Origin of the sequence: Streptomyces sp. NPDC059900, assembly GCF_050270335.1 — a bacterium.
Taxonomy (GTDB): Bacteria; Actinomycetota; Actinomycetes; order Streptomycetales; family Streptomycetaceae; genus Streptomyces.
In genome coordinates this window covers 1-9,625 of record NZ_JBNNJZ010000317.1, presented here as the reverse complement: position 1 = coordinate 9,625, position 9,625 = coordinate 1, and the positions used below count along the sequence as shown (strand labels likewise).

The following is a 9,625-nucleotide window of genomic DNA, read 5'->3' as shown; positions in this document are numbered from 1 at the left end:
CCTGCTGATGGCCGCCCTCGAGGTCTTCCTCTACCGGCTGTTCAAGCGCCGCGGCTGGCTCTAGCCGGCAGGCTCCCCGGTCAGACGAACCCGGGTGCCGGGGCGGCAGGCCCGCCCAGGGCGTCGCGCCGCTCGGGCATCTTCAGGGAGACCATCCGCCGCCACCCGCCCAGGCGTTCGTAGGCGGAGATGGCGCGGACACCCGAGGCGAGCGCCGCGGACTTGGGCGCCGGCCAGTTCAGGATGCGTCCCATGTGGCCCATCACGGCGAGGCTCACGTCGCGGTACACGCGCGTCTCGGCGCGGGCGCACTCGTGCAGGGTGTCCAGGATCATCCGCCCGTGGCCCGCGGCCGCGAGGCGGAGCAACTCCTCGTGGCAGTACGCCAGGTGGTTGTCCTCGTCGGCGCAGATCATCCTGATGGCCTTGCCGACCTCGGGGTGGTCGCCGAAGTACGTGACCAGCATGTCCATCTGGTCGGCGGCGCGCTGCTCGGTGACGCGGCTGTGCGAGAGGTAGACCACGACGTCCCGCTCGGTCAGCGGCTCCTCGCGGCGCAGCTTCTCGTGCGCGAGGCCGATTCCCTGCCGCTCCAGGAGCATCGTGTAGTCCGTCTCCGGCGGGACCGGAGCGGGTTCCAGGCCCCGCTTCTTGAGCAGGGCGTTGAAGATCCGTCCGTGCTTGTCCTCGTCGGCGCCGTGCCGGGCGACCTTGGGGCCGAGCGCGCGCTGGCTTTCCGGGAGGAGCGCGGCGATGCGCCCGTTCTCCCATCCGCCCTGCGACTCCCCGCTGGCCGCGATGGAACAGAAGAGCCGGAACGACTCGTCGTTGTCGAGGATCTCCTCGAAGACACTCCTGGCCGAAAGCATCAGTGGCACCTCCATGCCCCTCGCACGGACTCCGCGTGGTCTCCGCAAAGAACAAGTCAAATGCGCGGGCGCTGGTGTGGCAACACCTGTCAGGTACAGCTCCGCCAAAAGAAGGACAGCCGCCCCCGGACGGGACCGTAACCGAGGGGCCCTGCGAGGCGTTGTGCTCCGTGACGGCCGTGGCGGGGAAGACCCCCGAGCCCCCACCACGGCCGCAGAACTTTCCCCTCCGTTACGCCAGGCCGGCGCGCTCCAGCGCCTGCGTACCCGTGCGCAGGGCCGTGATCCGCTCGTCGAGCGTGAAGCCGGCCGGCGCCAACGTCAGAGTGGTCACCCCGGCGGCCGCGTAGGCCTGCATCCGCTCGGCGATGCGGTCCACGGAGCCGAGCAGCGTGGTGGAGTCGATCAGCTCGCGCGGCACGGCGGCCGCCGCACCGTCCTTGTCGCCGGACAGGTACTTGTCCTGGATCTCGGCCGCTTCCTTCTCGTACCCCATGCGCCCGGCGAGCTGGTTGTAGAAGTTCTGCTTGCGGCTGCCCATGCCGCCCACGTAGAGGGCGGTGTACGGGCGGAACATGTCCGCGAGGGCGCTGACGTCGTCGCCGACCGCGAGCGGCACCGTGGGGACGACGTCGAAGCCCTCCATCGTCTTGCCCGCCTTCTCGCGCCCCGCGCGCAGGTGGCGGATCGCGGTCTCCTCCAGGTGCTCGGCCGAGGGGAAGATCAGCAGGGCGCCGTCGGCGATCTCGCCGGTCTGCTCCAGGTTCTTGGGGCCGATCGCGGCGACGTACAGCGGGATGTGCTCGCGCTGCGGGTGGACGGTGAGCTTGATGGGCTTGCCGGGTCCGTCCGGCAGGGGCAGCGTCCAGTGCTCGCCCTCGTAGCTGAGGCGCTCGCGCGTCATCGCCTTGCGGACGATCTCGACGTACTCGCGGGTGCGGGCCAGCGGCTTGTCGAACTTGACGCCGTACCAGCCCTCGGAGACCTGCGGTCCGGAGACGCCCAGGCCCAGGCGGAAGCGGCCGCCGGAGAGCGAGTCGAGCGTGGCGGCCGTCATGGCGGTCATCGCGGGCTGCCTGGCCGGGATCTGGAAGATCGCCGATCCGATGTCGATGCGTTCGGTCTGCGCGGCCACCCAGGACAGCACCGTCGCGGCGTCCGATCCGTACGCCTCGGCGGCCCAGCAGACCGCGTAGCCGAGCTTGTCGGCCTCCTTGGCGACGGCGAGGTTGTCCGCGTCCATCCCCGCGCCCCAGTAGCCGAGGTTGATCCCGAGCTGCATGGCCGAATCCCCTTACTGAGCAGTAACGTACCTGTGCCGGGGACTGTAGCGCGTGGCTCCGCGCGCCGTCAGCGGCGGGCGTGCGGGTGGCCGGGGGTTCCCGGGTTCTCCACAGTCACGGGTTTGTCCACAGCCCCTCACGTCACTGGAGCACGGCCAGTAATCTCAGCGCCCATGGAGCAGAGGCATCTCGGCCGTACCGGCCTTCGCGTGTCCCGGATCGGACTCGGCACCCTCACCTGGGGCCACACCCAGGAGAGCGACGCCGCCGATCTGCTGAAGGTGTTCTGGGAAGCCGGCGGCAGCCTCGTCGACACGGCCGACGTGTACGGCGACGGGGAGGCGGAGTATCTGCTCGGCCGACTCATAGAACGGCTCGTGCCGCGCCGTGACCTGGTCATCGCGACCAAGGCGGGCAGCGTGCCCGACCCCGACCGCCGCTTCGACGGCTCGCGGGGCCACCTCCTCTCCGCGCTCGACGCGTCCCTGGCCCGCCTGGGCACGGACTACGTGGACCTGTGGCAGCTGCACGCCTTCGACCCCTGCACGCCTCTGGACGAGACGCTCCAGGCCCTGGACATCGCCGTCAGCAGCGGCCGGGCGCGCTATGCGGGCATCTCGAACTTCTCCGGCTGGCAGCTGGCCAAGGCGGCCACGTGGCAGCTGGCGGCGCCGGGCGCGCGGACCCGCCTGGCCAGCACGCAGATGGAGTACTCCCTGCTCCAGCGCGGCGTCGAGCGGGAGCTGCTGCCCGCGGCGATGGACCTGGGCGTGGGCCTGCTGCCCTCCTCGCCGCTCGGACGCGGCGTGCTCACCGGTAAGTACCGCCACTCCGTCCCGCCCGACTCGCGCGGCGGTTCCGAGCACATGGCGCCGTTCGTCGCGCCCTACCTCGACGATGCCGCGAGCCGCATCGTCGACGCGCTCGCCACGGCCGCGGACGGCCTCGCGGCCACGCCCCTCCAGGTCGCCCTCGCCTGGGTGCGCGACCGCCCCGGAGTGACCGCGCCGATCGTCGGCGCGCGCAACGCGCAGCAGCTCACGGCCGCATTGTCAGTGGAGACCCTTAGTCTTCCTGACGAGATCTGCCAGGCGCTCGACGATGTGTCGGCGCCCGTGCACCGCTACCCCGATCAGGACTGGAGCACGCTGTGAGTACGGAGCCGGAAACCGCTGCCGCGCAGGAAGCGGAGGCCGCTGCCGCACAGGAGACCGGGGCGGAGGCGACGGGGGCCGAGGAGCTCGCGGACACCGCCGGCGCGGAGGAAGCGGAGGCCGCCGCCGAAGGCGAAGCGTCCGGGAGCGACGCCACCGGGAGCGACGCCGAAGGAAGCGCAGCCGACGGAAGCGAAGCCGCCGCGAGCCAGGAGCTTTCGGAGACCGAGGCCGAGATCGCCGCCCAGCGGCAGCTCCAGGAGCGGATCGCCGAGCGCAAGGCCGCCAAGCAGGGGCCGGTCGACGCCGGGGCCAAGCTCAGCGGCAAGACCGCCGACCTCCTTGCCGCCGTGCGCGCGGTGGAGAGCGGCGAGAAGCCGGTCACCAGCGCTTTCAGCGAGCCCGGACCCACGCCGCGCAAGGCCGCACCCGAGCCCGTCCGGCGTCCGCAGCCCGTCGCCCCGGCCGCCTCGGGACCCGGCGACGAAGCCGTGGGCGCGGTCCGTGCCGTGCTCGCCGAAGGCGGGGCACCTGCCGCACTCGCCGAGCGGACGGCGGCGGCGCTCGGCGAAGGCGCCGATGCCCTGCTGCGGGAGGATCCCTGGCAGTTGCTGCGGGTCGGCGGCGTGCGCACGGAACAGGCCGACGGCTTCGCGCGCGCCCTGCTCGGCGCGGAGTGCGGGCCCGACGACGAGCGCAGGGGGCGCGCGATCACCGCCTGGCTCCTCGAACAGGCTGCCATCGCCGGACACACCGCCCTGGACGCGGCGGCGCTCACCGCGGCGCTCGGACAGCGCGCCGTGCCCGATCCGGACGCGGCGGTGCAGAGCGCCATCGCGGAGGGCGACATCCTCGTCTTCCAGGACGCCCTCGAAACACCGGGCATCCCGGCCCCCGTCCGGGAAGAGGACGACGGCGAGGGCGAGGAGGCCGAGCAGCCGGTCCGCGTCCTGGTCGGCCTCGAACAGTACGCACTGGCCGAGGAGAGCCTCGCCGACGGCCTCGCCAGGGTGATCAACTCCCTGTCCAAGGAAGAGGGTTCGGGCCCGCAGGCCGAAGCCTGGGAGTCCGCAGCGGGCCAGGCGTCCGGCTCCACCGCCGAACTGATCCGCGCGGTCGCCGGCCACGGACTCGTCCTGCACACCGGCGGCGAGGCGGCCCGCGCCGAGCCCGCCGCCCTGGCGGCAGCCGCGGCGGGCCTCGGCCTGCGCGTGTGGGCGGCCACGCACAGCGCGCCGGGGCGCGATCGCGTCGCGCGGCTCACCGGCTCGGACGAGGCGGGCGCCGCGACCGTGGCGGGGCTGCTCTCCGGCACCGAGGGCCCCGGTCGCGACAGGGACGGAGCCCTCGCCCTGGACCTCCTGGTGGTCCTGGACGCGCCGCAGCTGGACGTGGAGAGCGCCGCGATGCTCGTGGAGTCCCTGCCGGACGGCGCCCGTCTGGTGCTGAGCGGCGATCCGGGGCTGCTGTGGTCGGCGGGCCCCGGACGCGTCTTCGCCGATCTCCTCGCGGCGCGCTGCTGCCCGCAGGTCGTCTCGCGCGTCCCCGATCCCGGCCCCATCGGAGAGTTGGTCTCGGGCATCGGCATCGGCGAGCTGAACCAGGTCGAGGCGCCCGGCAAGGAGGTCGTGATCGTCCCCGTGCGCGACGCGGGCGAGGCGGTCCACCGCACGGTGCAGCTCGTGGCGGACTCGGTGCCCCGCGCGATCGGGGTGCCCCCGCAGGACACCCAGGTCATCACGCCCGGGCACGGCGGCGCCGCGGGCACACGCGCCCTGAACACCGCGCTCAAGGAGCGGCTGAACCCCGGCCCCGGCCGGTTCGGCGGCTTCGACCCCGGCGACCGTGTCGCCCACGTCCCGGCGCCCGGCCGCACGACACCGGGCCGGGTCCTGAAGGCCGACGCACAGGGGCTGCACCTGGAGTGTGACGGCGCCCCCGTCGTCGTACCGAAGGAGCAGGTGGAGCACACGGTGCGGCACGCCTGGGCGCTCACCGCCCACCAGGCGGTGGGCCTGAGCTGGCCCGCCGTGGTCGTGGTGCTGCCGGGTGACGCGACCGCGGCCCTGAGCAGGCCCTGGGTCTACACCGCGTTCAGCCGCGGCGAGCGGCACCTTTCGGTGGTCCAGGGCGCGGAGCAGGCGCTGCCGCGCGCGGTGGCGGAGATCCCCCCGAAGGCCCGTACGACGCGCCTCCAGACCCTTCTGCGCCCCCAGGTCCCCACCACGGCCTGAGCCGGGCCGGCAGGACCGTCCCACGCTTCCGGGTGCCCGCAGCGTTCACCGGGCACCCGGAGCGGCGGCGGGCACGGCCGAAGACGGCCGCGCCGCCCGCCCGAGGGGTCAGCGATCCGCGTCCAGGGGGCTCCTGTCGTCGTCGATGTCGACGACGTCCACCTCGTCCGCCTCGTCAGCATCGTCGACATCATCGAGTTCTTCGAGGACCGCGGCGGCGGGATCGACGCGGACACGGCCGTCGGCTCCGGCCCGGTCACGGCGGTCGTCGCGGTCTTCGTCGTCCTGCTCGTCGTCGAAGACCGCGCTGACGTCGAAGCGGCACACGACCCGGTGCGGGTCCGCCGCGTCGAAGGGGGCGTCGAGCCACTCCCCCGGTTCCGCGGGCTCGTCCGCCGCGGTGACCCAGAGCGTGGAGTCGCCCTCCTCCAGGCCGAACTCCTTGTGCCGGGAGGCGATTTCGTCCGGTTCGAACTCCCCGAAGAGGACTCCGAGCGCGGCATGCACGCTGCTGCCCGCCGCCTCGGCCGCCGGGCTCCCACTCGCCGCGTCCGCGTCGAGGTCCGCGACCCGCTGGGCCTGCGCGAGGAGCCGCTGCGGCTCCGCCACGGCATAGTCCCTGCGGATCAGCACGCTCAGCGCGTTCGCCTCCTCCGGGCCCTGGTACGGCGGCAGCACATCGCTGTCGGAGCCGGGGATCTCGAAGGGGGTGACCTCGTCGTAGCGGTCGTAGAGGAGTTCGTCGTACTCCTCGGCCGCCGCGGCCAGCTCGTTGAACGCCTCATAGACGGCCGGGTCGTCCTCACCCGACCTGCGTTCGACCGCGGCAAGGTGACGGTCGAGCGCGGTCTTGACCGCCTCGGCGGCGGCGCGTACCTCGGCAGCGGTTGGCTGCGCAGCATCAGACATAGTGCAGACGCTATCCGTAGCGGGCCCGTGCTTGCACAATAGATGCGATGCCGGAATACGAATTTGTCGACGTGTATGTGCCGCGCGGGGTCACCCGCAAGGAAGCGACGCGCCTGCTGACGGACCATGCGGAGTACGGACACTGGGAGTTGGACCGCCTGAGCCTGCACGCGGACGGCAGCCGCAGGGTGCGGCTGAAGCGGCGGATCATCCGCCAGCTGCGGGCTACCTGGTGACGCGGGCCGCCTGGCGACGTGGGACGGCGAGTGACACAGCAGGACGGAGGGCGCCCCGACCCGTCGGGACACCCTCCGTCGTGCATACCGGATCAAGCAGCGGTGCAGGCCTCGATCAGGCGGCCGACCGCGACCTGCGGTACAGCACCGTTCCCGCGAGCAGCATGCCCGCGCCCACCGGCAGTACGACGCCCATCGGCAGATCGCTGCCCGTCTGGGCGAGCGTCTCCGAGCCCTTCGGCTGCGCGACGGTCTGCGCCCCCGGCTCGTTCGGCGACCCCGGCTGCTCCGGCGACCCCTGCTCCGGCGACCCGGGCGGCACCGCCCGGTCGTCCGAGGGCTTCTCGCCCGGCGTTCCGGGCTTGCCCGGCTGCTCGGGCTCCCCGGGCTGTCCGGGCTGCTCCGGACCGCCCGGCGGCTGCTCCGGCTTCGTGGGCGGGTGCTCGCCGCCGGGCGGCGGCGCTTCGCCGGAGTCGTTGACGCAGTCGTCACCGGCGGTCGCGTTGCCGAGACCGACGAGGGTGACGCTGTTGCCGCAGACGTTCACCGGCACGTCGATCGGCAGCTGGACGTCGTTGCCGGAACCGACGCCGGGCGAGTCACTGCTGTGACCGTGCGCGGAGGAACCGCCGCCCGAGGGCTTGTTACTACCGCTGCCGCTGCCTCCGTCGTCGGAGGTGTTGGCGCAGTTGTTGCCCACCGCGGGGTTGAGCACCCCGACGACGTTGACGCTGTTGCCGCAGACATTCACCGGCACGTGCACCGGGAGCTGGACCGAATTGCCGGACAGCACGCCCGGGGAATTCGACGCACTTCCGGCGGCGCCCGAGTCCGCTTGTGCGTATCCACCGCTGATGGCGAGCACGCCCGTAGCTGCTGCCACCGTGATCAGGCCCTTACGAGTGACCTGTCGCATAGGTTTTCCCTGCCTTGTGACCTTCACGAAAGCGCGCGCGTCTTGGGACGCGCACACGGAATGCCGGAAGGCCCCGGAATGCATGGAACGCACTCCGGGACCGACAGACTCAGCCCCTCAAGGGGCGAGGCACGACAACGTCAGGCGTTGACGCAGGTGTTGCCGAAGGTGGGGTTCAGCAGCCCGATCACGGAGACCGTGTTGCCGCAGACGTTCACCGGCACGTGCACCGGCGCCTGCACGACGTTGCCCGAGAGCACACCGGGGGAGTTCACGGCGGCACCCTGAGCACCGGCGTCGGCAGCAGCGATACCCGCACCCGCGAGTACGAGGCCACCAGTGGCAGCCACAGCGGCGACGATCTTCTTGATCATTATTCCTCCTTGTTGGCAATGCGATCCCAGCCGCGGACCGCACCACCTGTAACGAGGAGGAGGTAATGGAGCTACGAGCGTATGGTCCCTTTCACTCTTTTCAGTCAAGTACGCACGCGCTGACGATTATTGGAGTTTCCTTCAGGACGCGTCGATGAACCGGTCGAGCACGCGCACACCGAACTTCAGGCCGTCCACGGGCACCCGCTCGTCCACGCCGTGGAACATGCCCGCGAAGTCCAGCTCCGGCGGCAGCTTCAGCGGCGCGAAGCCGAAGCCGCGGATGCCGAGGTCGTCGAAGGACTTGGCGTCGGTGCCCGCGGAGAGCATGTACGGCACGGCCTTGGCGATCGGGTCCTCGGCCTGCAGCGCCGTCTGCATGGCGTCGACGAGCGCGCCGTCGAAGGACGTCTCCAGGGCCTTGTCCGCGTGCACGTCCGTGCGCTTGACGTTCGGGCCGAGGATCCGGTCCAAGTCGGCGAGGAACTCCTGCTCGTACCCCGGCAGGAAGCGGCCGTCGACGTGCGCGGTCGCCTGGCCGGGGATGACGTTGACCTTGTAGCCCGCGCCCAGCTGGGTCGGGTTGGCGGTGTTCTTCAGCGAGGCGCCGATCAGCTTGGCGATGCCGCCGAGCTTGGCCAGCGTCGCGTCCATGTTCTCGGGGTCGAGCTCGGTGCCGAGGGCATCGCCCAGCTCGTCGAGGAAGTGCCGCAGGGTCTTGGTCACCCGCACCGGGAACTCGTGCCGCCCGAGCCGGCCGACGGCCTCGGACAGTTCGGTGATGGCGTTGTCCTTGTGGATCATCGAACCGTGTCCGGCGGTGCCGTCCACGGTCAGCTTCATCCAGTGCATGCCCTTCTGGGCCGTCTCGATGAGGTAGAGCCGCAGGTCCTCGTTGACCTGGTAGGAGAAGCCGCCGACCTCGCTGATGGCCTCCGTGACGCCCTCGAAGAGCTCCGGGTGATTGTCCACGAGGTAGCGCGCGCCGTACGTGCCGCCGGCTTCCTCGTCGGCCATGAAGGAGAGCACGATGTCGCGCGGGGGCTTGCGCCCGGTGCGCATGCGCTCGCGCACGACCGCGAGCGTCATCGCGTCCATGTCCTTCATGTCGACGGCGCCGCGGCCCCACACACAGCCGTCCGCGATCTCCCCGGAGAAGGGGTGGTGCGTCCAGTCCTGGGCGTTGGCCGGTACGACGTCGGTGTGGCCGTGGATGAGCAGCGCGGGCCGGGAGCGGTCCTCGCCCTCGATGCGGGCGACCGTGGAGGCCCGGCCGGGGTGCGATTCGAAGATCTGCGGTTCGAGTCCCACCTCGGCGAGCTTCTCCGCGACGTACTCGGCGGCCTTGCGCTCCCCCGGGCCCGAGTGGTCGCCGTAGTTGCTGGTGTCGATGCGGATCAGGTCGCGGCAGAGATCGACGACCTCGTCCTCGCCGGTGACGGGCCGCGACCGGTCCGCCTCGCCCGCCCTGTCGGCCCTGCTCGACTCGCTCACGATGGTTCCTCCCGCTATCGCTGCTGGTGGTCCTCTTCATCCTCCCGCGCCCACCCCCCGACACCCAAGGCCGGGCACCCGCCGACATACGCCGTTCACGCACCTGACCTGTGTGAACGAAGGCCCCCGAATGTTTGCTATGGTTTTCCACGTCGC

9 protein-coding genes are annotated in these 9,625 nt (G+C 71.8%); 3 read left to right on the top strand and 6 right to left on the bottom strand.

Annotated elements, in window-relative coordinates:
• Positions 1–80: 80 nt before the first annotated feature.
• Together ACQKIP_RS30570 and ACQKIP_RS30565 are read right to left on the bottom strand one after the other, a co-directional pair.
• Positions 81–869: a ferritin-like domain-containing protein gene (locus ACQKIP_RS30570; protein ID WP_365860027.1), complete on the bottom strand. Its 789-nt coding sequence runs from the start codon at positions 867–869 to the stop codon at positions 81–83.
• 232 nt (positions 870–1,101) lie between these two features.
• Complete coding sequence (locus ACQKIP_RS30565; RefSeq protein WP_365860026.1) at positions 1,102–2,151, bottom strand: LLM class F420-dependent oxidoreductase; 1,050 nt, start codon at positions 2,149–2,151, stop codon at positions 1,102–1,104.
• Between the two features lie 174 nt (positions 2,152–2,325).
• On the opposite strand from ACQKIP_RS30565, the gene ACQKIP_RS30560 reads away from it, so the two are divergent.
• Both ACQKIP_RS30560 and ACQKIP_RS30555 read left to right on the top strand, forming a co-directional pair.
• A complete protein-coding gene (locus tag ACQKIP_RS30560; protein ID WP_365860025.1) occupies positions 2,326–3,306 on the top strand; it encodes an aldo/keto reductase in 981 nt (326 codons plus the stop codon).
• Positions 3,303–5,540, top strand: coding sequence for a helix-hairpin-helix domain-containing protein (locus tag ACQKIP_RS30555; protein ID WP_365860024.1), 2,238 nt, complete (start codon positions 3,303–3,305; stop codon positions 5,538–5,540). Before ACQKIP_RS30560 ends, ACQKIP_RS30555 begins: the two co-directional genes overlap by 4 nt.
• A gap of 108 nt (positions 5,541–5,648) precedes the next feature.
• On the opposite strand, the gene ACQKIP_RS30550 is transcribed toward ACQKIP_RS30555, so the two are convergent.
• Positions 5,649–6,449, bottom strand: coding sequence for a hypothetical protein (locus ACQKIP_RS30550; RefSeq protein WP_365860023.1), 801 nt, complete (start codon positions 6,447–6,449; stop codon positions 5,649–5,651).
• A 47-nt stretch (positions 6,450–6,496) separates the two neighbouring features.
• On the opposite strand from ACQKIP_RS30550, the gene ACQKIP_RS30545 reads away from it, so the two are divergent.
• On the top strand, positions 6,497–6,685 hold the full coding sequence (locus tag ACQKIP_RS30545) for a DUF5703 family protein (protein ID WP_190082655.1): 189 nt from the start codon (positions 6,497–6,499) through the stop codon (positions 6,683–6,685).
• Between the two features lie 115 nt (positions 6,686–6,800).
• On the opposite strand, the gene ACQKIP_RS30540 is transcribed toward ACQKIP_RS30545, so the two are convergent.
• From ACQKIP_RS30540 to ACQKIP_RS30530, 3 genes are all read right to left on the bottom strand, one after another.
• Positions 6,801–7,601, bottom strand: a complete 801-nt coding sequence (locus ACQKIP_RS30540) for a chaplin (RefSeq protein WP_365860022.1) — start codon at positions 7,599–7,601, stop codon at positions 6,801–6,803.
• 140 nt (positions 7,602–7,741) lie between these two features.
• Positions 7,742–7,975, bottom strand: a complete 234-nt coding sequence (locus ACQKIP_RS30535) for a chaplin (protein ID WP_361200992.1) — start codon at positions 7,973–7,975, stop codon at positions 7,742–7,744.
• Positions 7,976–8,116: 141 nt separating this feature from the next.
• Entirely contained in the window at positions 8,117–9,469 is a 1,353-nt protein-coding gene (locus ACQKIP_RS30530) for a M20/M25/M40 family metallo-hydrolase (RefSeq protein ID WP_365860021.1), read from the bottom strand.
• Positions 9,470–9,625: the final 156 nt, after the last annotated feature.

Coding starts and splice junctions, on each gene's coding strand:
- ACQKIP_RS30550 (WP_365860023.1), bottom strand. CDS start 6,449: ATGTCTGATGCTGCGCAGCCAACCGCTGCCGAGGTACGCGCCGCCGCC.
- ACQKIP_RS30545 (WP_190082655.1), top strand. CDS start 6,497: ATGCCGGAATACGAATTTGTCGACGTGTATGTGCCGCGCGGGGTCACC.
- ACQKIP_RS30560 (WP_365860025.1), top strand. CDS start 2,326: ATGGAGCAGAGGCATCTCGGCCGTACCGGCCTTCGCGTGTCCCGGATC.
- ACQKIP_RS30540 (WP_365860022.1), bottom strand. CDS start 7,601: ATGCGACAGGTCACTCGTAAGGGCCTGATCACGGTGGCAGCAGCTACG.
- ACQKIP_RS30535 (WP_361200992.1), bottom strand. CDS start 7,975: ATGATCAAGAAGATCGTCGCCGCTGTGGCTGCCACTGGTGGCCTCGTA.
- ACQKIP_RS30565 (WP_365860026.1), bottom strand. CDS start 2,151: ATGCAGCTCGGGATCAACCTCGGCTACTGGGGCGCGGGGATGGACGCG.
- ACQKIP_RS30570 (WP_365860027.1), bottom strand. CDS start 869: ATGCTTTCGGCCAGGAGTGTCTTCGAGGAGATCCTCGACAACGACGAG.